The 22,930-nt window shown below is 56.4% G+C and carries 21 protein-coding genes; 4 read left to right on the forward strand and 17 right to left on the reverse strand.

The window, feature by feature from the left end:
- Positions 1 to 2 precede the first annotated feature (2 nt).
- The 15 genes from rnhB to rpsB form a co-directional block, all read right to left on the reverse strand.
- On the reverse strand, positions 3 to 608 hold the full coding sequence (gene rnhB / locus NIZ92_RS10295; RefSeq protein WP_060185107.1) for a ribonuclease HII: 606 nt from the start codon (positions 606 to 608) through the stop codon (positions 3 to 5).
- Positions 605 to 1,786, reverse strand: a complete 1,182-nt coding sequence (gene lpxB, locus NIZ92_RS10300) for a lipid-A-disaccharide synthase (RefSeq protein ID WP_226349383.1) — start codon at positions 1,784 to 1,786, stop codon at positions 605 to 607. Before lpxB ends, rnhB begins: the two co-directional genes overlap by 4 nt.
- A 77-nt stretch (positions 1,787 to 1,863) precedes the next feature.
- A complete protein-coding gene (lpxA, locus tag NIZ92_RS10305; RefSeq protein WP_021446558.1) occupies positions 1,864 to 2,652 on the reverse strand; it encodes an acyl-ACP--UDP-N-acetylglucosamine O-acyltransferase in 789 nt (262 codons plus the stop codon).
- 3 nt (positions 2,653 to 2,655) lie between these two features.
- Entirely contained in the window at positions 2,656 to 3,111 is a 456-nt protein-coding gene (gene fabZ, locus NIZ92_RS10310; protein WP_003799758.1) for a 3-hydroxyacyl-ACP dehydratase FabZ, read from the reverse strand.
- Between the two features lie 12 nt (positions 3,112 to 3,123).
- Positions 3,124 to 4,257, reverse strand: coding sequence for a UDP-3-O-(3-hydroxymyristoyl)glucosamine N-acyltransferase (gene lpxD, locus NIZ92_RS10315; RefSeq protein ID WP_035271721.1), 1,134 nt, complete (start codon positions 4,255 to 4,257; stop codon positions 3,124 to 3,126).
- Between the two features lie 6 nt (positions 4,258 to 4,263).
- Positions 4,264 to 4,818, reverse strand: a complete 555-nt coding sequence (locus NIZ92_RS10320; protein WP_003799754.1) for an OmpH family outer membrane protein — start codon at positions 4,816 to 4,818, stop codon at positions 4,264 to 4,266.
- 61 nt (positions 4,819 to 4,879) lie between these two features.
- On the reverse strand, positions 4,880 to 7,222 hold the full coding sequence (bamA, locus tag NIZ92_RS10325) for an outer membrane protein assembly factor BamA (RefSeq protein WP_254001880.1): 2,343 nt from the start codon (positions 7,220 to 7,222) through the stop codon (positions 4,880 to 4,882).
- A gap of 52 nt (positions 7,223 to 7,274) precedes the next feature.
- Positions 7,275 to 8,597: an RIP metalloprotease RseP gene (gene rseP / locus NIZ92_RS10330; protein ID WP_254001881.1), complete on the reverse strand. Its 1,323-nt coding sequence runs from the start codon at positions 8,595 to 8,597 to the stop codon at positions 7,275 to 7,277.
- 11 nt (positions 8,598 to 8,608) lie between these two features.
- Positions 8,609 to 9,811 carry a 1-deoxy-D-xylulose-5-phosphate reductoisomerase gene (locus tag NIZ92_RS10335; RefSeq protein ID WP_083053483.1) on the reverse strand — a complete coding sequence of 401 codons (1,203 nt, stop codon included), beginning with the start codon at positions 9,809 to 9,811 and terminating at the stop codon, positions 8,609 to 8,611.
- A gap of 40 nt (positions 9,812 to 9,851) precedes the next feature.
- Positions 9,852 to 10,706 carry a phosphatidate cytidylyltransferase gene (locus NIZ92_RS10340; protein ID WP_254001882.1) on the reverse strand — a complete coding sequence of 285 codons (855 nt, stop codon included), beginning with the start codon at positions 10,704 to 10,706 and terminating at the stop codon, positions 9,852 to 9,854.
- 13 nt (positions 10,707 to 10,719) lie between these two features.
- Positions 10,720 to 11,484, reverse strand: a complete 765-nt coding sequence (uppS, locus tag NIZ92_RS10345; protein WP_035271876.1) for a polyprenyl diphosphate synthase — start codon at positions 11,482 to 11,484, stop codon at positions 10,720 to 10,722.
- A gap of 25 nt (positions 11,485 to 11,509) precedes the next feature.
- Positions 11,510 to 12,070 (reverse strand): ribosome recycling factor, encoded by a 561-nt coding sequence (gene frr, locus NIZ92_RS10350; RefSeq protein WP_009457015.1) that lies wholly within the window; start codon positions 12,068 to 12,070, stop codon positions 11,510 to 11,512.
- Positions 12,071 to 12,089: 19 nt separating this feature from the next.
- Positions 12,090 to 12,806: a UMP kinase gene (pyrH, locus tag NIZ92_RS10355; protein WP_003799741.1), complete on the reverse strand. Its 717-nt coding sequence runs from the start codon at positions 12,804 to 12,806 to the stop codon at positions 12,090 to 12,092.
- A 93-nt stretch (positions 12,807 to 12,899) separates the two neighbouring features.
- On the reverse strand, positions 12,900 to 13,778 hold the full coding sequence (gene tsf / locus NIZ92_RS10360; protein ID WP_009457016.1) for a translation elongation factor Ts: 879 nt from the start codon (positions 13,776 to 13,778) through the stop codon (positions 12,900 to 12,902).
- Between the two features lie 111 nt (positions 13,779 to 13,889).
- Entirely contained in the window at positions 13,890 to 14,639 is a 750-nt protein-coding gene (rpsB, locus tag NIZ92_RS10365; protein WP_021446553.1) for a 30S ribosomal protein S2, read from the reverse strand.
- A gap of 645 nt (positions 14,640 to 15,284) precedes the next feature.
- On the opposite strand from rpsB, the gene map reads away from it, so the two are divergent.
- The 4 genes from map to NIZ92_RS10385 are packed head-to-tail and all read left to right on the forward strand — an operon-like array spanning position 15,285 to position 19,889.
- Complete coding sequence (map, locus tag NIZ92_RS10370; RefSeq protein WP_009457018.1) at positions 15,285 to 16,088, forward strand: type I methionyl aminopeptidase; 804 nt, start codon at positions 15,285 to 15,287, stop codon at positions 16,086 to 16,088.
- 3 nt (positions 16,089 to 16,091) lie between these two features.
- Positions 16,092 to 18,671, forward strand: coding sequence for a [protein-PII] uridylyltransferase (locus NIZ92_RS10375; protein ID WP_251196540.1), 2,580 nt, complete (start codon positions 16,092 to 16,094; stop codon positions 18,669 to 18,671).
- Positions 18,671 to 19,384 (forward strand): MarC family protein, encoded by a 714-nt coding sequence (locus NIZ92_RS10380; RefSeq protein ID WP_035271732.1) that lies wholly within the window; start codon positions 18,671 to 18,673, stop codon positions 19,382 to 19,384. The genes NIZ92_RS10375 and NIZ92_RS10380 overlap by 1 nt, the downstream gene beginning before the upstream one ends.
- Before the next feature lie 4 nt (positions 19,385 to 19,388).
- On the forward strand, positions 19,389 to 19,889 hold the full coding sequence (locus NIZ92_RS10385; RefSeq protein WP_052159392.1) for a disulfide bond formation protein B: 501 nt from the start codon (positions 19,389 to 19,391) through the stop codon (positions 19,887 to 19,889).
- A 66-nt stretch (positions 19,890 to 19,955) separates the two neighbouring features.
- On the opposite strand, the gene NIZ92_RS10390 is transcribed toward NIZ92_RS10385, so the two are convergent.
- Together NIZ92_RS10390 and purF are read right to left on the reverse strand one after the other, a co-directional pair.
- Positions 19,956 to 21,173: a serine hydrolase gene (locus NIZ92_RS10390; protein WP_060185114.1), complete on the reverse strand. Its 1,218-nt coding sequence runs from the start codon at positions 21,171 to 21,173 to the stop codon at positions 19,956 to 19,958.
- Between the two features lie 262 nt (positions 21,174 to 21,435).
- A complete protein-coding gene (gene purF, locus NIZ92_RS10395) occupies positions 21,436 to 22,920 on the reverse strand; it encodes an amidophosphoribosyltransferase (RefSeq protein WP_009457026.1) in 1,485 nt (494 codons plus the stop codon).
- Positions 22,921 to 22,930 lie beyond the last annotated feature (10 nt).

Consider the following 22,930-nt stretch of genomic DNA (forward strand, 5'->3'; position numbering starts at 1 on the left):
ACTTACCTAACTAAAGATGCGCGTACCGGCGCGAAACTTCGACGATGCTCGGGACAAGGCCCGTGCTGGGACAAACGATCCAAATGCAAGGCCGTCCCGTAGCCTTTATGCTGGTCGAAACCGTATTCGGGATAGTCTCGGTGCAATTCCAGGCAGACCGCATCCCGCGCTGTTTTGGCCAAAATCGATGCGGCCGCAATGGCGGCATGGCTGGCGTCACCCTTGATGATGGCTTCTGCGGGGCAACACAGGCCGCCTGGAATGCGATTGCCATCCACCAAGGCTTGTTCGGGTTTGATGCTCAGGCCATTACAGGCTCGTTGCATCGCCAACATGGCCGCGTGCAAGATATTGATGTCATCAATTTCTGCCACACTAGCGCTGGCAATTTCCCAGGCTAAGGCTCTTTCCTTGATCAACACAGCCAGGGCTTCACGGCGCTTGGCGGTCAGCTTCTTGGAGTCATTCAGGCCTTCAATGGGATTGTTCGGGTCCAGAATCACAGCAGCGGCAAAAACGGGACCGGCCAAGGGACCACGCCCTGCTTCGTCCAGCCCCGCCACCAAACCTGCCGAGACATCACTGACTAATAAATCCAGCTGCTTCATGCACGCGCCATATTCAAAATGACCTCGGCCGCCAAGGCGGGGGTATCCCGACGCAAGGTTAAATGCATCTCGGTAAAGACCTGCTCGATATGAGCCACATACTCCTGATCGCTCAAGGCTTTCCAGCACTCCTGCGCCAGCTTCTGAGGTTCGGCATCTTCTTGCAGCAGCTCGGGCACGACAAAATCGCGAGCCAGCACATTAGGCAAGCCCACCCAAGGCACATACGGCCTGTCCTGGCCGGACTTCCAACGTATGATGCGCTCCATCATGGGGCTGAGCACATACGAAATAACCATAGGACGCTTGTACAAGGCCGTTTCCAGGCTGGCGGTACCGCTGGCCACCAGCACCGCGTCACTGGCCTCCATCACCGTCCAGGCGGGTGGACGGACCACTCCTTCCGAATCCGGCTGACGAATACCCGATGTGTTGGCATCAATAATGTGCAAGTTACGGATAGGATGCTGAACCAGAGCCTCTTCAAATTCCTGACGGCGCTTGGGATTGACCATGGGCACCAGAATCATCAGATCCGGATCCTGGTCCTGCAAGATCTGTACGGCCTGCAAGAAGCGCGGCGACAGCATCTTGACCTCGGAGGAGCGGCTGCCAGGCAACACGCCCAGAATACGACCCGTCTCGGGCAAACCCAGGCGACGACGAGCGTCGGCCTTATCCGGCTGCAAAGGGATATTCGCTGCCAAGGGATGGCCCACATAGGTCACCGGAATGCCTTCCTTTTCATAGATCTCCGTCTCGAAAGGAAACAGCACCAGCATATGGGAAACCGCTTCGCGGATTTTGTGGATACGCTCGTAGCGCCAGGCCCAGATCGAGGGCCCCACAAAGTGCACCGTAGGCACACCAGCCTGACGCAAACGATGCTCCAGGCGCAGATTGAAGTCCGGGGCGTCAATGCCCACAAACACATCGGGACGTTGCCGCAACCATTGATTGCGCATACCCAAATAGGTGGAGACCAGACCCGGAATACGTTTGAGCGCCTCGACGTAACCAAATACCGTCAGGGCGTCCATGGGATAGTATTGGTGGAATTGCTGGGCGGCCATCTCGGGGCCACCTATGCCCTCTACCTGCACGCCAGGATTGCCCTGGCGCAGCCCTTGAATGATGCGAGCCGCCAGCAAATCGCCAGACGGCTCCCCGGCCACCATTCCTATACGCAGATCCCGCTTGGCCCCTGTTTGCCCCGACCCGTCTGAACGTGCCGCTAATGGGCTGGAGGCGCTGCTCATGGTCGGCAAATACCCCGGCTGGAGTCATTCAAGAAGTCGATCATGACCTGAACCGCGGCACGGCAGTCAGGCTGCGTTTCCTGCAAGGCTTGCATTTGCTCTACCGCCTGCTCCACCGTCAGCTTGCGACGATACAGCAGCTTGTAACTTTCCTTCACCGCCGAAATCGCTTCAGCCGAAAAGTTGCGACGGCCCAAGCCTTCACTATTGACACCGACAGGACGGAAAGGATCGCCTGCACCGATGACATAAGGAGGAATATCCTGACGCACCGAACTGGTACCACCAATCATGCTGTGCGCACCGATACGACCGAACTGGTGCACGGCAGTCAAACCGCCCAGAATGGCCCAATCGCCAATATGTACGTGGCCGCCCAACTGGACGCTATTGGCAATAATGGTGTGATTGCCAATCTGGCAATCGTGAGCAATGTGGGTGTAAGCCATGATCCAGTTGTCATTGCCAACACGGGTCACGCCCACATCCTGCACCGTGCCGGTGTTGATGGTGACGTATTCACGAACCATATTGCCATCGCCGATTTCCAGGCGAGTCGGTTCTCCAGCGTACTTCTTGTCCTGCGGCATGCCCCCGATGGAGCAGAAACGGTAGAAATGGTTGTTGCGACCAATCGTGGTCACGCCATCTATCACGCAGTGAGGGCCCACTTTGGTGCCCGCCCCTATCGTGACATTGGGCCCGATAATGCTGTAAGGCCCGACCTCGACATCATCTGCAAGCTGAGCGCCTGCTTCGATGATGGCCGTTTCATGAATACGCATAAACTATTCTTCCAATTGACGGATAGCACACATAATTTTGGCTTCGGCAACCACTTGGCCATCGACCAGGGCGCGGCCTGTGTACTTGCACAAAGCGCGGCTGATGCGGTCAGCCGTCACTTCCAGACGCAACTGATCGCCTGGCATCACGGGCTTGCGGAAACGCGCGCCATCCACACCGACCAGGTAATAGGCCAGTTTGTTGTCCACTTTGGCGTACGGATCCTCGGGATCGGTAAAAGAGAACAGTGCGGCTGCCTGAGCCATGGCTTCAATGATCAAGACCCCAGGCATCACCGGCATATGCGGAAAGTGACCTGTAAAAAAGGGTTCATTCATCGACACGTTTTTAATGGCGACGATGCTCTTGCCGGGCACCAGTTCCAAGACGCGATCGACCAGCAGCATCGGGTAACGATGAGGGAGGCGATCCATAATTTGTCGAATGTCGAGTTCCATGTCCTGTCCTGCTTATTTTTGTTTATTGATATGTTCAGATGATTCATTTGCCCCATCCGCCTGCTGACGTTCCAAAGAACGCAGGCGACGGCGCAAACCGCTCAATTGTCCCAATACGGCAGCATTTTTCTGCCAGTCCTGGTGTCCTGCAAAGGGATAAACCCCGGTATAACGTCCGGGCTGGCTGATGTTGGAGGTAACAGCCGTACCGCCAGAGACGTGCACGTCATCCCCCAGAACCAGGTGTCCCGAGAGCATGGCTGCCCCGGCAATCGTACAACGTGCCCCAATCTGGGTAGAGCCGGCCACCCCCACACACGCCGCCATGGCGGTATGTTCACCGACCTGCACGTTATGACCGATCATGATCTGGTTATCCAGCTTGACGCCGTTGGCCAGCACCGTGTCGTCCAGTGCGCCACGGTCCACCGTGGTATTGGCACCGATTTCAACGTCGTCACCAATACGTACATGACCGATCTGCGCGATCTTGGCCCACGCCCCCTTCCCTTTCACGGGATCCGGTGCGAAGCCAAAACCATCCGCGCCCAGCACCACACCCGAATGCAGAATGGCGCGTGCACCAATATGCACCTGATGGTAAAGAGTGACGCGTGCGTGCAGCAAGCAGTCCTGACCCAAGGTGGAGCCTGCGCCAATTACGCAATGCGCGCCCAAACGGGTGCCCCGTCCGATCTTGACACCGGCCTCGATCACACAGAATGGCCCGACCGACACACCTTCGCCCAACTCAGCGCTGGCATCAATCACCGCACTGGGATGAATGCCCTGGGGCAAATCCGCCATGCGTACCTGATCAAAACGTTGTGCCAGCAGCGCGTACATCAGATAAGGTTGCGAGCACAACACCGGGATAAAAGACGGTGCAAAGCCCAGACTTTCATAGACTTGTGGTGTCAGAATCACCACCGCAGCAGAGGTCTGCTCCAGCAGATCCTGCATCTTGGGATTGGACAGAAAGCTGATTTCCTCCGGGCCCGCAGAAAGCAAAGAGCCTAGGCCCCGAATCCGGGGCATAGGCTCTTTAATGCCTTCTGGCAGCTTGCAATCCAGTCCGGTCTTGTTGATGGCGTCTATGAGTTCAGACAGCTGTACAGCCTGATCAACGTTCAGCAATACCGGCATAGTGCATCAACCGCCCAGTGCTTTCAGAACTTCCTCGGTGATGTCCACACGTGGGCTAACCGTAACGGCGTCCTGAATGATCAGGTCGTAGCCTTGGGAGTCAGCAATACGCTTGATGGCGGCATCAGCCTGCTCAACAATGGCCGAGAACTCTTCGTTGCGGCGACGGTTGAAGTCTTCCTGGAATTCGCGACGCTTGCGCTGCAAGTCGGAATCCAGATCAGCCAGCTGACGCTGACGCTTCACACGGTCGGACTCGGACAGCACAGGAGCGTCCTTGTCGAACTTCTGAGCTTGCGAACGCAGGTTGTTGGCCATGCGCTCCAGTTCTTCGTCGCGACGCTTGAATTCTGCTTCGATTTTGGTCTGGGCAGCTTTGGCGGGCTTGGAATCACGCAAGATACGCTCTGTGCTGACAAAACCGATTTTGGTCTGTGCCTGAACAACAGGTGCAGCGGTCATGGCGCCGACACCCAGCGCGGCAGCCAGAACGAGCGCTTTATTGCCACGCGACAAGCTGCGGGCGATGTTTGTAAGTTTTAATGCGATGTTTGACTTCATGAAAAATCTACCTTGCTAATTAGGCTGCAGAATAGTGCAATTGTGCCACTAAACACGAACATCAGAAAGCGGTACCAATCTGGAACTGGAAGGCTTGTTTGTCGTCACCTTCCTTGGCGCGCAAGGCGCGACCGTAGGACAACTGCAGAGGACCGAGTGGGGATTCCCACGACAAGCCCAGACCAGCAGCGTACTTCCAACCGCATGGGTCTTCCGACAGACGATCAGGGCGACCCATTGGGCAACCACCGCTGGTGTTGTCCACTTTGCCGGCATCGGCAAAGACGAACCAACGCAACGTGCGGTCACGTGAGGCACCGGGGAATGGCAGGTACAGCTGGGCGTTGGCGATCATTCGACGCGAACCACCCAGGTAGTCACCCGTCAAGGTATCGCGACCACCCAAGGATGCGCCTTCATAGCCACGTACCGAACCGATACCACCGGCATAGACGTTCTTGATGACCGGGAAGCTCTTGCCACCGATGCTGCGACCATAATCAATGGCACCATTCAGAGCCAGCGTGTAGGCACGGCCCAAGGGAATGTAATGCTGGTGGCTGGCGCGCAGCATGTAGTAGCGCAGGTCCATCGTCCCCATATCCGCCGACAGGCTGGTCAAGCTGCCCTTGTTGGGAGCAATTGCGCTGTCACGGGTGTCCTTAGACCAACCCAGGTTGAAAATAAAGGTATTTGTGCCTTCACCGTACTCATTCACGTAATCCTGGTAGGCACGTGGCGTGTACTGGGGGCTGAGGCGAGAGAGCTTGTTGTGCTCGAAGTTCACGCCCATGAACACACGGTCGTACTCGGAGATTGGCACACCGAAGTTCAAGCCGGCACCGATAGCGGTGTTCTGGTAATCACCCCAACCATCATTGGACTGGTAAGGCGTGGTACGACGGTAGTAAATCGAGGTGGTTTTGCTGATGCCGTCGCCAGTCCAGAAAGGATTGGTGTGGCTGATCACCGCCGCACGATTCACTTTACTGGTATTGACCTGCAAGGACAGACTATTTCCGCTACCGAAGATGTTGTCCTGGCTGATACCTGCCGACAACATCAACTTGTCAGTGGAGCCGTAACCAATACCCAGGTTAACCAAGCCGGTAGGCTTTTCTTTCACGTCCACGTTTACGTCGACCTGGTCAGGCGAACCGGGCACAGGCTTGGTGTTCACGTCCACTTCATTGAAGTAGCCCAGACGGTCAATACGGTCACGGGAGAACTTGATGGCGTCCGAGTCATACCAGGCCGCTTCTTGCTGACGCATTTCACGACGTACCACTTCATCACGGGTACGGACGTTTCCGCCCACCTCGATACGACGCACATACACGCGACGACCGGGATCGACGTAGAAGGTCAAGTCAGCTGTGTGATTTTCGCGATCCAGAACCGGATTCGGGTTGGCATTAGCAAACGCATAACCCAGGCCACCCAGGTATTCGGTAATCGATTTCACAGTGGCGCTGGTCTTGTCCGAGGAGAAGACCTCGCCTTCTTTCTGCTGCACCAGAGGCTGGATCTTGTCCTCCAGACCCAGCAGATCACCCGCCAACTTCACACTGCTGAGCTTGTAGGGCTGGCCTTCGTGGATGGTCAAGGTGATGAAAATATCTTTGCGATCCGGGGAAATCGAAACCTGAGGTGCTTCGGCCGAGTACTCCAGAAAGCCGCGGTTCAGGTAGTAGGAGCGGATGCGCTCCATATCGCCTTCCAGCTTCTCGCGGGAGTACTTATCGGTGCCGGTGTACCAGGTCATCATGCCCGAGGTCGTCAGTTCCATCTGATCGAGCAAATCACCTTGCGAGACGGCTTCCGTACCGACGATGCGGATTTCCTTGATCTTGGCCAGACCGCCTTCAAAGATGTCAAAGCTGACACCGACGCGGTTACGTGGCAAGGGCGTGATGATGGGCGTGATTTCCACACCGTACTTGCCCTTGGACAAGTATTGTTGTTTCAGCTCGAATTCGGCGCGTTCCAGCATGGAGCGGTCAAAAACCCGGCCTTCTCCAAAGCCTACCTGAGCCAGGGAGTTGGTAATATTCTTCGCATCGAACTCGCGCATGCCGTTAAAGGACACGGAGGCAATGGTCGGGCGCTCTTTGACGTTGACGATCAGCACGTTGGTGCTGGTGTCAATTTGCACGTCGCTGAAAAAGCCCGTGGCGTACAAACGCTGAATCGCGTCTGCGGCCTGCTCTTCCGAGAAGGACTCACCGACCTTGACAGGCAAGGACGAGAACACGGCGCCGGGGTCGACCCGCTGGATGCCGTTGACTTGAATATCGCGCACGACAAACGGTGCAAATGCATTCGCCAAGGCGGGAGCAAGCAGACTTGCCACCAATACGGGCAGAACACGCAACGCAAAAGTAGGTTTCCGGCTAAACGACATCCTGGACAATCCTTGGTCGGTCAAATGGTTGGAAATTGTATGCCACCCGCCCTCAACTGAAAAGGCGGGTGATGTCATTAAAAAAAGCAATACTCATCAGCAGGGCCAACAAGGCCAGGCCCAGGCGCTGACCGACAAGCATCATACGCTCCGAAGCGGGCTTGCCGCGCACAGCTTCGATGGCATAGTACAGTAGATGCCCCCCGTCCAACATAGGTACGGGTAACAAATTCAATAAACCGATGCTAATACTGATCAGGGCCAGGAAATTCAGGTAGGCGATCAAGCCAATACGTGCTGTCTGGCCCGCATAATCCGCAATAGTAACCGGCCCGCTGACATTACGTACAGAGACTTCCCCCGTAATCATGCGCCCGATCATCTTCAAAGAGAACCAGAAGGTCTGCCCGGTACGGGTAAATCCGCGTTCCACGCTCTCGATCGGCCCATAACGCACCAGTGTCATGGGCATATCCATAGCCACTTTTGCACCGATACGCCCCTGCGCATTGGCATCACCTTCAGGAGTGAGGAGCAGGCGTTGAATTTCGCCGTCCCGCAGCACGTCAAGCTCCAGTGTCTTGCCTGCGGATTGTTGCACCTTTTGAACGAAAGCCGTGATCCCGGGCTCGATCAAATCATCCAGCCGGACAATAAGGTCATCCTCCCGCAGGCCTGCCTGTTCGGCTGCCGTATCTTTAAACACCTCTTGGACGATGGATCGCGCCGGACGCAGTACCAATCCTGCCTGGGCCATCAAGTCCTGCCCGTCTGGCAAAATCTCGCCCGCCGGTAATCTCAAGTAACGATTTTGTTCCTGTCCAAGCGGGTCCTTGACGCCCACTTCCAGCTCGCCGCCCGAGGACAAGGCGTCCATAAAGGCCCAACGCGCCTGCAACCAGGAGTCCACCGGCTTGCCATCGACAGAGATCAGGCGATCTCCAGCCTCGAAACCAGCTTGTGCGGCGGGTGTCCCTTCTGGAACGGGGCCAATTTGCGCAATAGGTTCTTGAGTACCCAGCAAGCCCACAAAGGCATAGATCACCACGGCCAGAATCAGGTTGGCCATCGGGCCGGCCAGCACAATCGCGGCGCGTTGTCGCAGGGGTTTGTGGTTGAAAGATTCGTCGATCTGGGCCTGCGTGGCATGAGCAGGCGGATCATTTTGCATGGCGACGTAGCCGCCCAAGGGCAAGGCCGAGACGGCCCATTCGGTACCATTCTTGTCAAAACGGCGGTACAGCACCTTGCCAAAACCAATCGAAAACCGCTCTACCCGCACCCCGCAACGACGGGCCACCCAGTAGTGGCCCAGCTCGTGAAAGGTCACCAGCACGCCCAACGCTACCAAGAAAGCCAGCACGGTAAAGAGCATGTTAAGTCCTGTTAAATACGCGCAGAGCTTCGGCAGTAATCCAGCGCCAGCGAACGGGTTTCGCTATCGAGCTCCAAGACCCCGTCCAGAGCATCCAAGGCCTGGCTGGCACGGCCATTGAGCTTGTCCAGGCAATGCTCGATCACAGCCGGAATCTGAGTATAGCCAATCTGCCGTTCCAGGAAGCGGTCTACGGCGATTTCATTGGCGGCGTTCAAGGTCACGCAGGCGGCCTGACTGCTGCGCAAGGCATCATAGGCCAGTCGCAGACAGGGGAAACGCAGAAAATCAGGCTGCTCAAAATCCAGACGTCCCATTGTGGCCAGATCCAGCAAGCCTACGCCGCTATACAAACGCTCCGGAAAGCCCAGACCGTAGGCAATCGCCGTACGCATGTCAGGCTGACCCAATTGCGCCATGACGGAACCGTCTATGTACTCGACCATGGAGTGAATCACGCTTTGCGGATGCACCACCACATCAATCTGGTCAACAGGCACTGAAAACAGCCAATGCGCCTCGATGACTTCCAGACCTTTATTCAGCATGGTGGCCGAGTCCACCGAAATTTTGCGGCCCATGCTCCAGTTAGGATGCGCGCAGGCCTGCTCGGGTGTCACTCCCTCCAGCTCGGACAGATTGCGCGAGCGGAAAGGTCCGCCGGAAGCGGTTACCAAAAGACGGCGCAGAGCCGCAACTGGCTGACCAGGTTCCGGCGGCAGCTCACCCGCCAGGCACTGATAGATGGCGCTGTGCTCAGAGTCAATGGGCATCAACTGCGCCCCGCCCTCTTGCACGGCTTGCATGAAGATACGACCCGCAGCAACCAGCGCTTCTTTATTCGCCAGCAGCACACGCTTGCCGGCACGTGCAGCGGCCAGGGCCGAGGGCAAACCTGCGGCGCCGATAATCGCGGCCATGACGGTAGTGACTTGCGGATCGGCAGCCGTGTCGGCCAGCGCCTGAGCACCTACCCGAATCTCCGGCAAGGCACCGCCCTGCCACGCGGCCAGAAAGCGGCTACGCGCGGCTTCATCCGGCACGAGGACAACACGGGCTGCGCTGTCACGAGCTTGCTCGGCCAACAGCTCCATACGAGTGTGGCCGCTCACGGCATAAACCGCCATCCGATCGGGATGACGAGCAATCACATCCAGTGTGCTGATACCAATAGAGCCAGTGGCTCCTAACACACAAACATGCTGGAAACTCATGAGTTCTTCCTTGACGCAAACACTTTGAATCCACGCAGGACTAAAAGAGCCACGCCCCACTTAGCAGCAAGGCCACGGGAGCAACCGGCAGCAAGGCGTCGATACGGTCGTACACCCCACCATGACCGGGCAATAATTGACTGGAATCTTTAACAGCGGCACGACGCTTGAGCAGGGACTCGAACAAGTCACCCACGATAGACAGAGCCGCCAGAGCAAGGCCCAAAGCAGCCGTGGCGACCCAGCCCCAGCGCTGCTGCACATCGGCGCCGAAACTGCCGGCCCAATTTGCGCTGATCAACATCCATGCAGAAGCGGCAACCATACCACCGAGCGCTCCAGCCCAGGTCTTGCCCGGACTGACACGCGGGGCCAGTTTGGCTTTACCGAAGGCACGTCCAGCGAAGTAAGCAGCGATGTCTGCCACCCAGATCAGGACCAGCAAGGAGAGCACGTAAACAATGCCCTGTGTATGCAGAAACAGATACAGGCTGGCCCAGGCGACCAAAGGAGCGAGCACGCCCATCACGCTAAGCAAGACGCCTTGTGCACGCTGTGTGGCCTGACCTTGCAGTACCAGCCCGGTAGCGCCTACGACCCACAAGGCCGCCATCAGGGGCACCAGACCACGGTAGACCAAATCAGCCGCCTGCCCTTGCGGGCCGGTGTGATACCAGTGCACGCTTAGCCACAGCATCAAGGCACCGTTGAGCAAGGCCAGGGGCCAGGCCCAACGCTGCTGCTCCTGGGACAGGCTCAGGCGCTCCCATTCCCAGCAAGCCAGCGTACTCATCAGGACAAAAATAGCCAGCAATGGCCAGCGCACAGGGGCAAGCATGGCCGCGCCCAGAATGACCAGCAGGATCAGGGCGGTAATGACTCGTTGTTTCAACATAGATAAGGCTCCGTCAAGGCGCGGGGCTACCCTGCACCTGGGCACTGGTGCGCCCAAAGCGCCGCTCGCGCCCACGATACCACTCGAAGGCCTGCTCCAGCTGCGCCCGGTCAAAATCCGGCCAGTACGCGTCTGTAAAGTACAGTTCGGTATAGGCCATCTGCCAGATCAAAAAATTGGAAATGCGGCGCTCTCCGCCCGTGCGGATGAACAGATCCGGTTCGGGGGCGTAAGACATCGCCAAATAGGGACTGAACATGGCCTCATCCAGTTGTTCGGGATGATCGACCAAATGGGGATTGGCAGCCAAGGCCTTTCGGGTCGCCTGCAAAATATCCCAACGACCACCGTAATTGGCGGCAATCGTCAAATGCAAGGTGTCGTTATCACGCGTTTGTTCTTCTGCGTCGGCAATCAGCCCGCGCAATTCTTCGCTAAATGCGGATAGCTCACCAATAATATGAAGTCGGACGCCGTTTTTTTTCAGTGTTGCCACTTCTTTTTGCAGCATCTTGACGAACAGCCCCATCAACAGGGACACCTCTTCAGGAGGGCGTCGCCAGTTCTCGGAGCTGAACGCAAACAGGGTCAAATAACGCACGCCGAGCTCGCCACAGGCCTCGACAATACGCCGGACGGTTTGCACACCACGCAAGTGCCCTGCCGTGCGTGGCAAAAGACGACGGGTTGCCCATCGTCCATTGCCGTCCATGACAATCGCCAGGTGGCCAGGAACCTGACCGTGTTCCGGAATAGTTTGGGTAGAACTGAAAGAAATCACCTAGCCACCTGTGCAAAAGCCGTTAGACCGTCATGATCTCGGCTTCTTTCTGGGCGATCAGCTTGTCGACTTCAGCCACATACTTGTCGGTCAGCTTCTGGATTTCGTCCTGGGCGCGACGCTCGTCGTCCTCGGAGATTTCCTTGTCCTTGACTTGCTTTTTGAGCGTGTCATTGGCGTCACGACGCAGGTTGCGAATGGCGACCTTGGCATCTTCGCCTTCGCCACGCACCACTTTGGCCAGATCGCGACGGCGCTCTTCGGTCAGCGCAGGCATGGGCACACGAATGCTCTCGCCCATCGAGATGGGGTTCAGACCCAGCTCGTTATCACGAATGGCTTTTTCAATCGGGCCAGCCATATGCTTTTCCCACACTTGCACGTTCAGCGTGCGAGCATCCACCACCGTGATGTTGCCCACCTGGCTGACCGGCACCATGGAGCCGTAGTACTCAACCTGAATGTGATCGAGCAAGCCTGCAGTAGCACGGCCAGTGCGAATTTTGGCCAGGCCTGTCTTGAGAGACTCGAGGGACTTACCCATCCGGCTGTCGGTCGATGCTTTAATCTCGGAAAGACTCATGGACTAAATTCCTATAACTTTAAACGTGAACCAGGGTGCCTTCATCTTCACCAGAGACCGCGCGCGTCAAGGCGCCGGGCTTGTTGATGGAGAACACTTTGATCGGCAGTTTCTGATCGCGACACAAGGCAAAGGCGGTCGCGTCCATCACTTCCAGACGGCGTACGATAGCCTCATCAAAGCTGATACGCGAGTAACGCGTCGCACCTGGATCTTTATTGGGATCGGCACTGTAGATGCCGTCGACTTTGGTCGCTTTCAGTACGATTTCCGCACCCACTTCGGCGCCGCGCAAGGCTGCTGCCGTATCGGTAGTAAAGAACGGGTTGCCCGTACCGGCTGCAAAAATAACAACTTTGTTTTCTTCCAGGTAACGCAGTGCCTTGGGACGAATGTAAGGCTCTACGACCTGCTCAATATTCAGGGCAGATTGCACACGGGCATCCAGGCCACGGTGCTTCAAGGCATCTTGCAAGGCCAGCGCATTCATGACGGTAGCCATCATGCCCATGTAGTCGGCTGTCGCACGATCCATGCCCTGGGCACCTGGAGCGATGCCGCGAAAGATATTGCCCCCGCCAATCACGATAGCCAGCTGTACCCCCAACTGGGCAACCTGGGCGATCTCCTCCGTCATGCGAATGATTGTGCTGCGATTAATACCGAACGAGTCCTCGCCCATCAGCGCTTCGCCGGAGAGCTTCAACAGAACACGTTTGTAATGAGGGGTAGTCATGGGTGGGATTCCAAGTGACGAAGACAGAAGAGAGTGTAAAGCAGCAGGGCAGGCACCGCCACTACGGTGCCTGCCCTGAAAAAACAAGCTAGATTAGGCTTGGCCGGCAGCAGCAGCTACCTCAGCGGCGAAATCTTCAACACGCTTCTCAATGCCTTCACCCACAACGTACAGGGTAAAGCCAGCGATCGATGCTTTTTTCTCGTCCAGCATTTGCTGCACGCTTTGCTTGTCGTTCTTGACGAAAGGCTGGCTCAGCAGAGTCACTTCTTTCAGGAACTTGGCAACAGCGCCGTCAACCATTTTGGTGACGATGTCAGCAGGTTTGCCGGATTCAGCGGCTTTCTGAGCAGCCACGGAGCGCTCGGCTTCGATCTCGGCAGCGTCAACACCCGAAGCGTCCATTGCTTTAGGACGAGTCGCGGCGATGTGCATGGCCAGGTCTTTACCCACTTCTTCGTCGCCACCGGCGAAATCAACCAATACGCCGATCTTGCCACCGTGAACGTAGCTGGCCAGTTGGCCGGCTGTTTCGTAGCGCTGGAAGCGACGGATCGAGATATTTTCACCAATTTTGCCAACCAGAGCAGCGCGCACGGTCTCGACATTGCTGTCGGCCAGTGGCAGTTCAGCCAAAGCGGCCAGATCTGCCGGGTTGTTCTTGGCGACCAGTTGGGCGACGTCGTTGATAAAGCCGATGAAGTCATCGTTCTTGGCAACAAAGTCGGTTTCGCAGTTAACTTCAACTACGGAGCCGGTCTTGGCATCGTCAGCGATGTAAACAGAAACCAGGCCTTCAGCGGTAACGCGGGTAGCTGCTTTGCTAGCCTTGCTGCCCAGCTTCACGCGCAAGATTTCTTCAGCACGTGCCATATCGCCGTCGGCTTCGGTCAGTGCTTTTTTGCATTCCATCATGGGCGCGTCGGTTTTCTCGCGCAATTCTTTAACCATCGATGCGGTGATTTGAGCCACGGTTTTCTCCAATTCTGTAGAACATGCCCCGGCAAGCCGGGGCGATACGAAGGGTCACTGTAGCTGTCTGCCATGACAACTGATGGTGTCTGGCAGACAGCGGTGAGCCTGTTACTCCTGGGTGTCAGCCTGAACTTCGACGAACTCTTCGTCAGCGGCGATTTCTTCAACCAGACCATTCAGGTTCTGTTCGCGGCCAGCCAGCACGGCGTCAGCCATGCCACGGGCGTACAGAGCGATAGCCTTGGCCGAGTCATCGTTACCAGGGATCACGTAATCCAGACCTTCTGGCGAGTGGTTGGTATCAACCACGGCCACCACGGGGATACCCAGAGTGCGGGCTTCAGCCACGGCAATCTTGTGGTAGCCAACGTCGATCACGAACAGGGCGTCAGGCAGGTTGTTCATGTCCTTGATACCGCCGATGGCCTTGTTCAGCTTTTCCAGTTCGCGTTCGAACATCAAGGCTTCTTTCTTGCTCATGGTTTCCAGACGGCCTTCAGCCATCTGAGCTTCCATTTCCTTCAGACGCTTGATGGAAGTCTTGACCGTTTTGAAGTTGGTCATCATGCCACCCAACCAGCGGCTGTCGACGTAAGGCATGCCGCAACGTTCGGCCTCAGCAGCCACCAGTTCGCGAGCAGCGCGCTTGGTGCCTACAAACAGCACGTTGCCACCACGGGCAGCCAGTTGACGCACGAATTTGGTTGCTTCTTCGTACTGAACAACCGTTTTTTCCAGGTTGATGATGTGGATGTTGTTACGCTGACCGAAGATGAACGGAGCCATCTTGGGGTTCCAGTAACGGGTTTGGTGGCCAAAGTGCACACCAGCTTCCAGCATTTCACGCATTAAAGACATAAAGTTCTCCAAGGGTTTGGTCTTGTAACTGCCCGGTATCCGGTAAGGGCCGCAGCCTGTGCTGCATTCCAGACACCCCGAGACGGACAGTCACGCGATTTACAACTTAAAACATAAAAACGTTGCCCAACATGAGCGAACGCCTGCACTGCAACGGACTCACGCCTGCAGGCAGACAAGATATCTGCCATCCGGGCCCGAGCCTGAAACTTTTCTGGCTACCGCCTGCATACAGGGTACTGTTCGCAGGTGTATCCTAGAGGATTGCCTGGTCAGCCTCTGTCGAACAAGAACCGGGCTGCTGCCCATGTTGCTTTTGCAACGCTTGTGATCGTGCTGGCCCTGTATTCGTTGTGAATTTTGCGTGTTTTTGCTGGCTCGCAGCGCCCTGAGGCGTTTTTTTCAATCTTGGAGCAGACTGTCCTGACCCCTTGCTTGACTCATCAGTTCTGAAGATTCAGAAAGCCTGAGAAAAGCCGGTCAACCCAGGAGAACCTAGATTTAATGCGGTAAACAGCGTCTTGCGCTGCCTGACACCGCCTTGCTTGGAAGCCGCCAGATCACCCCAAACGGGACTGTGCGTAACTGCAAAATTCACAAAAGCCTATAATTCTACTATTTTTCAATAGACCTGTTCAAGTTGCTATGAGTATTCTCGTCACAGACCCCACTGATCTCGAAAAAATGCGCGCTGCTTGCCAGACCGCGGCATCCATCCTTGATTACCTGACTCCCTTTGTCAAAGCAGGTGTCACGACCGGCGAACTGGATCGCCTGTGCATGGAGCGCATCAATGAACTGGGGGTCAAATCTGCCACCGTAGGCTACGCGCCTCCTGGCTACCCACCCTTTCCAGGCTCTATTTGTACCTCCGTCAACCACGTTATCTGTCACGGCATCCCCGGCGATAAAGTGTTGAAAAATGGCGACATTCTGAATATGGACGTCACCATTATTCAAGACGGCTGGTTTGGCGACACCAGCCGTATGTACTACGTGGGCGAGCCCAGCATCCTGGCCCGCCGCCTGACTGAAACCACCTACGAATGCATGTGGCTGGGTATTGATCAAGTCAAACCTGGCGCCACCCTGGGTGATGTCGGCCACGCCATTCAGCAACACGCTGAAAAACAAGGTTTTTCCGTTGTGCGCGAATACTGCGGCCATGGTGTGGGCCAGAAGTTTCACCAAGACCCGCAAGTGCTGCATTACGGCAAACCCGGCACCGGCGTAAAACTGGAACCTGGCATGATTTTCACCATCGAGCCCATGATCAACGCCGGTCGTCGCGAACTGCGCACGCTGGCTGACCAATGGACCGTGGTGACCCGCGACCACAGCCTGTCGGCCCAATGGGAGCACGCGGTGCTGGTAACCGATACCGGCTACGAAGTGCTGACCGTCTCGCCCGGCATGCCTGCCCCTCCAGCCATCATCAACAAGGCCTGAACCATGTCTTTCCTGGCCCAGCTTCGCGACAGAATTGCTTGCCGCCGGGCTAGGGCCTACGAGCGCTTCAGGCAAGACCTGCATTGCGATCGCCTGCTCAAAAGCCTGTGCCAGATTTGCGACCAAGGTCTGCGTGAGCTTCTGGTCCGTTACCCCCTGCCCCGCCAAGCCAGCCTGGCGGCCTTGGGGGGGTATGGTCGCGGGGAGCTGTATCCGCATTCGGATGTGGACTTGCTGATCCTGTTGCAACGCGAGCCCAATGCAGAGGATATAGACCGGATTCAGGCACTGGTCGCCGCCTTGTGGGATATAGGTCTGGCTCCCAGCCATAATGTGGCCACGCCCGCCCAATGCCTGGAACAAGCCAGCCAGGACATCACCACCGAAACCGCCTTGCTGGAAAGCCGCTGGCTGGCGGGTTCCCGATTGCTGCTACGCCATGCCCAACAGCAACTGCAAAGCCAGATGGACCCGCAGGCCTTCTTCCTGGCCAAACAGGCCGAACAGCAGCAGCGTCATGCGCATCTGCAAGACACCCCCTACTCCCTGGAACCCAATTGCAAAGAGTCTCCTGGCGCCTTGCGCGACCTGCAGGTGCTGCTCTGGATGGCACGGGCAGCCGGTTTGGGTCGCAGTTGGGTGGATGTCGCGCAATCCGAACTACTGACGGAATCCGAGCTGAAAGCTCTGCAACGCGTGGAAGAAGCTTTCAAGCGTCTGCGCATTGAGCTTCATCTACTGACCGGCCGCGCCGAAGACAGACTGCTGTTTGACCTGCAACCACGTCTGGCTGACATTTACGGTTTTCAACCCACGGCCACCCGACGCGCCAGTGAACTGCTGATGCAGCGTTACTACTGGGCCGCCAAGATTGTCAGCCAGCTCAATCTGATCCTGATGCGCAGCATCGAGGAGCACCTGTTCCCGCAAACCGATCAGGAACCGCTGATTCTGGACAGCCACTTCCAGATTCATCATGGACAGCTGGAACTGCGTCAGCCTGATGGCTTCGAGCAAGACCCCTCTTTGATTTTTGTGGCCATGCTGCATTTGCAGCAACAGCCCAATCTGCGTGGTCTGAAAGCCGATACCTTGCGAGCCCTCTGGCACGCCCGCCGCCTGATCGATGCCAAGTTCCGGGCCGAGCCCCGGAATCGACGTCTGTTTCTGGAAATCCTGCAGCAGAACAAAGGCATCGTGCATACCTTGCGGCTGATGAATCTGCTGAATCTGCTGCCGCGCTATCTGCCAGTCTTTCGACGCGTCGTCGGACAAATGCAGCACGACCTGTTCCACGCTTACACCGTGGACGAGCACACGCTAAAGGTCATACGCAACCTACGCCGCTTCACCATGGCCGAGCACAGCGAAGAGCTGTCCATGGCTAATCAGCTGATGAGCGGTTTTGATCGCCACTGGCTGCTGTATATCGCCGCCCTCTTTCACGACATTGCCAAAGGACGCGGCGGCAATCACTCCGAGCTGGGTGCGCAGGACGCCTTGGCATTTTGCCAGGATCACGGCTTGATGCCGGTGGACGCAGAGCTGGTGGTGTTTTTGGTGCGCGAGCACCTGACCATGTCGCAAGTGGCTCAGAAACGCGATTTGAGCGACCCGAATGTCATTTTCCAGTTCCTGCAAACCGTAGGTACGGAACGCCGCCTGACTGCCCTGTACCTGCTGACTGTCGCCGACATTCGGGCCACCAGCCCAACGGTATGGAACTCCTGGAAAGGCAAGCTGCTGGAAGACCTGTACAAGCTGTCACTGGCAGCTTTAGGACGGCAGGCCAAGGATGGCGTGTCCGTACTGGATCAACGCAAGCGTGACGCCGCTGGCGAAATTCGTCTGGCTGGTCTACTGGATGAAGCCCGCGAGGACTTCTGGCAATGGCTGGACAAGCCCTATTTCCTGCGCCACGACGCTAGCGAAATCGCCTGGCATACCATCCAGCTCTACCACCAGTCCCACAGCCTGACACCCATCGTACGCATACGCCCTGCCGGCCAAACCGACGCCCTGCAGGTGCTGGTCTACACCCAGGACGCCAGCGGCCTGTTCTTACGTATCTGCCGCTACTTTGACAGCCAGGCCGTCAGCATTCAGGACGCTCGCATTTACACGACTCGCCACGGCTGGGCGCTGGACAGTTTCATCGTCATGCTGCCCGCCTACGACCACGCCCTGCGGCGCGACCCTTTGCTGATCGAAACCGAGTTATGCCAGGCACTCCAGCAAGACCTGCTGCCTAGCGAGCCCCCGCACGACCACTACCGCGACATCCGCTCCCGCCGGGCTCGAGTCTTTCCCATTCAGCCCACCGTGGATCTGCGTCAGGAAGAGCAAGGGCAGGACTGGATTTTGACGCTAAGTGCCACAGACCGGCGCGGTTTGTTGTACAGTCTCGCCCAAGTATTCGAGCACCACGACGTGCGACTGCGCTCGGCCAAAGTCATGACCCTGGGCGATCGCGTGGAAGACGTCTTCATCCTGAGCGGTGCCGCACTGGAACAGAACCGTAATCAATTGCGCCTGGAGCGCGATGTACGTTTAGCCCTCTCTCAACAAGCCACCCCGTCTTAATGGAACTCTCCTCCGTATTTGCTGATGTCAGCCGCAGCTTCCTGTTTGCATTGGCGACACTCTTGCCCATGCTGAACCCGCCTGCGGCCGCTCCCATCTTTCTGACCCTCACCGAAGGCGCCAGCGTGCCTGATCGCGCTCGCCTGGCCAAGAAAGTTGCCATCAATATTTTCATCATGCTGGCCATTGCCATGGTCGCGGGCAATATCGTGCTGAATTTCTTTGGCATTTCCCTGCCCATCATCCGAATTGGCGGGGGCCTGCTGGTGATTGCCACAGCCTGGCGCCTGATCAACGCCTCGGACTTTGACGCTGCCCATGCGCAGAACATGGCCGAGTCCTACTCCTGGGAACAGATCCGCTCCAAAGCCTTCTACCCCCTGACCTTTCCCATGCTCTGCGGCCCCGGCTCCTTGTCTGCGGCACTGACGGTAGGGGCAACCTTGCATGACAACTCGGTCACCGGCACCATGAGCAAGCTGGCTGGCGCGCTGCCTGCTATTGCTGCGGCCAGTTTTATCGTGTTTCTGGCCTTACGTTTTGCATCGCAATTCCTGTACAAACTGGGTAAAAATGGCACGGCTGTCGTGATGCGCCTGTCCGCCTTTATTCTCTTATGCCTGGGCGTGCAGATTACCTGGGCCGGTTTCCATGAACTTTTCCTGGGTTTGCTGCACGAAGCATCTACCTTTCATTCTTTAAGTTCCTCTTGATACCATGGCCGCATCCTCCCGCCAGTCCGCTGCACCCTACTATCTGATCGCCCTGCTCGCCTTTTCCGGCGTAGGCATTGCACTGCTTTCCCAGCATGTATTCAGCATCCCGCCTTGCGCCTGGTGCGTCCTGCAACGCCTGATTTTCATTGTGTTGGGCGTGTTCAGCCTGGTTGCTGGTGTGTTGCGCCAACTGGGGCATCAGCGCAGTTCTACCATTGCCAGCTTGCTGGGTCTGGCTACCTCAGTAGGTGGCATTCTGGCTGCCTGGTATCAGGTATCGGTCGCGCAGCACCTATTCAGCTGCGACCAGACCTTTGCCGATCGCTTCATTACCCAGTCCGGCCTGGAAAGCGGCTTGCCTTGGCTATTTGGTATTTATGCCTCCTGCATGGATGCACGCCAACCTTTGCTGGGGATTGAATACGCTTACTGGAGCTTGGCGCTATTTGTGATCCTGGGCCTGGGTTTGTTGCTGACGCTGTTCAAGCGACGAGGGGCCTAAGCGCCTGGGCAGCCACTACAGCCATGAAGCCCTGCCTTCCAGCAGGGCTTTTTTGTTCCACCCTGCTTAATCAGGCATCAAACCCAAATCGGTATAAACAGCGTCACGCACCTGATCCGGAAATGCACCAAACAGGCCCTCTGGAGCGGTATTGGTCATGCTGACAATGATGAGGTCCTGCTGTCGATCAAACATCCACTTCTGCCCGAATGCACCGACCCACTGCAAGCTCCCAGCAGACATCGGCATGGTCCGCTCAGGCAGCTGTCGTGAAATGGCGGCCCCGTAGGTATAGCCCCAATTTGGCCACATGCATTTGGCAGAATATGGCACATGATCGGTAAACAGCGCTTCGCAATACGGCTTGGAAAGCAAACTCCCATTTCGCAAAGCCAGAAGTATGCGCATCAAATCTGCCCCGGACCCAAGCATGGATGCCCCCGCATAGATCGGCCTGGAGCGCTGTGACAGGCTCTGCTCATCAAACCGCAGCACGCCGATACCCAGATCCAACGCACCATCCACCCGCGTCAAGCAAGCCTCATGATTTCGATACGGCACGGCCATCTGAAAATCATCGCGCTTGTAAAAGGAACAATGTCTCAAGCCCAAGGGACGACTAATGCTGTCCTCCAGTAACTCCGACAAGCCCCGTCCCGAAGCAATTTGCAAAGCCTGCCCCACTACATCCACTCCCAAGGAGTAACGCCAGCCTGTACCCGGTGCAAAACGTAGTGGTACGGAGCAAATACGTCGAAAATTCTCTTGCCAGCTCAGTTCTGGATCATCCAGCCCATCACTGACCTGAGCCTGAGCGTAAGCACTCTCCTCACCATCAATAAAACGATAACTAAGCCCCGATGTGTGAGTCAGCAATTGATGAATGGAAATAGGCGGGCAAATAGAATTAAAACTGGGGCCGAAATGGGGAAGATAGCGCGTGATTCTATCTTTCAAAGAAAGCAGCCCCCGCTCAATCAAACGCAAGGCCAGCCAGGAACTGATTGTCTTGCTCAAGGACCCCAAACTGAAGACCGTATCTTCATGCATGGCTTGGGCCCGCTCCTTATTCGCCCAGCCACCACTAAAACGAAATATCAGTTCACCTTGGTAAGCGACCAGCACCACGGCACCCATCACCCGGTTTTGCTCCAGGGCCTGCTCCAGCAAATGATGCAAGGCAGGAAAGTCGATACCAGATTGAATACTGACAGGAATCTGCTCTGTGGGATCAGGATCAGTTAATACCTGATCAGATTCCATATCTTTGCTTGGGTTTTTCATCTTTGATTCCAGATAGAATGCGCACCAAGGCGCATGATTTATCGAAAGAAACAAAGAAAAATATAAGCTGATTATTAAATAATATGAAATTAATCCGTAGATTATAAAATCATCAAAAATTAAAAAACAATAGGTTTAATTTATATAAGAGACTGATAATTAAAGCCTGAAAATAAAATATCCAAAACCACCCCGCAATCATAAATTCAAAAAAAACCCGCTATAAAAGCGGGTTTTTCCAATCGAGCATAAGATCAAGCTATCAGTCCGTTACGTCAGGCACTTCACGACCATTCTTGCGGCCTTCCGCCAACAGATTCAGATAAGCCTCGTCCACATCCCCCGTAACGTACTCGCCGCTAAAGCAGGAGGACTCAAAGCCGGCAAAGCGTGGGTTCAAGTCACGCAGGGATTGTTCCAGATCGTGCAGGTCCTGATAAACCAGACCGTCCACACCAATTTCCTTGGCAACCTGATCCACATCACGACCTGTGGCGATCAGCTCGGAAACCGTAGGCATGTCGATGCCGTACACGTTCGGAAAGCGGACCGGTGGTGCTGCCGAAGCAAAGAACACCTTGTTCGCACCCGCGGCACGGGCCATATCCACAATCTGGCGGCTCGTTGTACCACGCACGATAGAGTCATCCACCAGCAGCACGTTCTTGCCACGGAACTCCATGGGAATAGCACTCAGTTTCTGACGCACCGACTTCTTGCGCACTTCCTGACCGGGCATGATAAAGGTGCGGCCCACGTAGCGGTTCTTGATGAAGCCTTCGCGGTAGTTCAGGTTCAAGTGTGCTGCCAACTGCATGGCCGATGGACGGGCCGAGTCAGGGATAGGCATGACCACATCGATATCGGCCAGACGCAGGTTCTTGGCGACGTTCTCGGCCAAGTACTCACCCATTAGCAAACGGGCGTCGTAAACCGACACACCATCAACAGTGGAATCGGGGCGGGCGAAGTACACGTACTCAAAGACACAGGGATTCAGGCGCGGGTTCTCGGCGCACTGGCGGCTGCTGAGATTACCGTCCAGATCCACAATGATGGCCTCGCCGGGCTCAACGTCGCGGACCAGCTCGAAGCCGCAACCGGTCAAGGCAACGGACTCGGAAGCAATCATCCATTCTTCACCCTTGGGCGTCACATTACGACCCAGGCACAAAGGACGAATCCCGTTCGGATCACGGAAAGCCACCAGACCGAAATTGGCGATTTGCGAGACTACCGCATAAGCCCCACGTGCACGGCGGTGCACAGCAGCGACGGCTTCAAACACTTCGTCCTGAGTCAACTCAGGACCCGTGGCAGCGCGTTGCAGCTCGTGGGCATACACATTCAGCAGAACCTCGGAATCCGAGTTGGTGTTGATGTGGCGACGATCAATGGTGAACAGTTCTTCACGCAGCTCACGCCAATTGGTCAGATTGCCGTTGTGCACAAAGCTCAGACCAAAGGGGGCGTTGACGTAAAACGGCTGCGCCTCCTCCACGCTCTGGCTGGAGCCTGCCGTGGGGTAACGCACGTGGCCAATACCGCTATTGCCCGGCAAGGAGCGCATGTTACGGGTACGGAATACGTCCCGCACCAGGCCAAATGCCTTGTGCATGCTGAAGAACTGGTCGTGCCAGGTCGCCAGCCCCGCAGCATCCTGCCCGCGATGCTGCAGCAAGAGCAAACTGTCATAGATCAACTGATTTACAGGGCTGCGCGCAACAACCCCTACAACTCCACACATGATTGGTTCC

It is taken from the genome of Alcaligenes sp. 1735tsa3 (assembly GCF_024134565.1).
Classification (GTDB): domain Bacteria; phylum Pseudomonadota; class Gammaproteobacteria; order Burkholderiales; family Burkholderiaceae_B; genus Alcaligenes; species Alcaligenes phenolicus.

What these genes read in the sequence shown, in the direction of transcription:
- frr (WP_009457015.1), bottom strand. Translation starts at nt 12,070, where the DNA reads ATGAGTCTTTCCGAGATTAAAGCATCGACCGACAGCCGGATGGGTAAG.
- lpxD (WP_035271721.1), bottom strand. Translation starts at nt 4,257, where the DNA reads ATGCCGGTATTGCTGAACGTTGATCAGGCTGTACAGCTGTCTGAACTC.
- NIZ92_RS10390 (WP_060185114.1), bottom strand. Translation starts at nt 21,173, where the DNA reads ATGAAAAACCCAAGCAAAGATATGGAATCTGATCAGGTATTAACTGAT.
- lpxA (WP_021446558.1), bottom strand. Translation starts at nt 2,652, where the DNA reads ATGCGTATTCATGAAACGGCCATCATCGAAGCAGGCGCTCAGCTTGCA.
- rseP (WP_254001881.1), bottom strand. Translation starts at nt 8,597, where the DNA reads ATGCTCTTTACCGTGCTGGCTTTCTTGGTAGCGTTGGGCGTGCTGGTG.
- NIZ92_RS10335 (WP_083053483.1), bottom strand. Translation starts at nt 9,811, where the DNA reads ATGAGTTTCCAGCATGTTTGTGTGTTAGGAGCCACTGGCTCTATTGGT.
- fabZ (WP_003799758.1), bottom strand. Translation starts at nt 3,111, where the DNA reads ATGGAACTCGACATTCGACAAATTATGGATCGCCTCCCTCATCGTTAC.
- bamA (WP_254001880.1), bottom strand. Translation starts at nt 7,222, where the DNA reads ATGTCGTTTAGCCGGAAACCTACTTTTGCGTTGCGTGTTCTGCCCGTA.
- purF (WP_009457026.1), bottom strand. Translation starts at nt 22,920, where the DNA reads ATGTGTGGAGTTGTAGGGGTTGTTGCGCGCAGCCCTGTAAATCAGTTG.
- NIZ92_RS10375 (WP_251196540.1), top strand. Translation starts at nt 16,092, where the DNA reads ATGTCTTTCCTGGCCCAGCTTCGCGACAGAATTGCTTGCCGCCGGGCT.
- pyrH (WP_003799741.1), bottom strand. Translation starts at nt 12,806, where the DNA reads ATGACTACCCCTCATTACAAACGTGTTCTGTTGAAGCTCTCCGGCGAA.
- NIZ92_RS10385 (WP_052159392.1), top strand. Translation starts at nt 19,389, where the DNA reads ATGGCCGCATCCTCCCGCCAGTCCGCTGCACCCTACTATCTGATCGCC.
- rnhB (WP_060185107.1), bottom strand. Translation starts at nt 608, where the DNA reads ATGAAGCAGCTGGATTTATTAGTCAGTGATGTCTCGGCAGGTTTGGTG.
- lpxB (WP_226349383.1), bottom strand. Translation starts at nt 1,786, where the DNA reads ATGGTGGCCGGGGAGCCGTCTGGCGATTTGCTGGCGGCTCGCATCATT.
- NIZ92_RS10320 (WP_003799754.1), bottom strand. Translation starts at nt 4,818, where the DNA reads ATGAAGTCAAACATCGCATTAAAACTTACAAACATCGCCCGCAGCTTG.
- rpsB (WP_021446553.1), bottom strand. Translation starts at nt 14,639, where the DNA reads ATGTCTTTAATGCGTGAAATGCTGGAAGCTGGTGTGCACTTTGGCCAC.
- NIZ92_RS10380 (WP_035271732.1), top strand. Translation starts at nt 18,671, where the DNA reads ATGGAACTCTCCTCCGTATTTGCTGATGTCAGCCGCAGCTTCCTGTTT.
- map (WP_009457018.1), top strand. Translation starts at nt 15,285, where the DNA reads ATGAGTATTCTCGTCACAGACCCCACTGATCTCGAAAAAATGCGCGCT.
- NIZ92_RS10340 (WP_254001882.1), bottom strand. Translation starts at nt 10,706, where the DNA reads ATGTTGAAACAACGAGTCATTACCGCCCTGATCCTGCTGGTCATTCTG.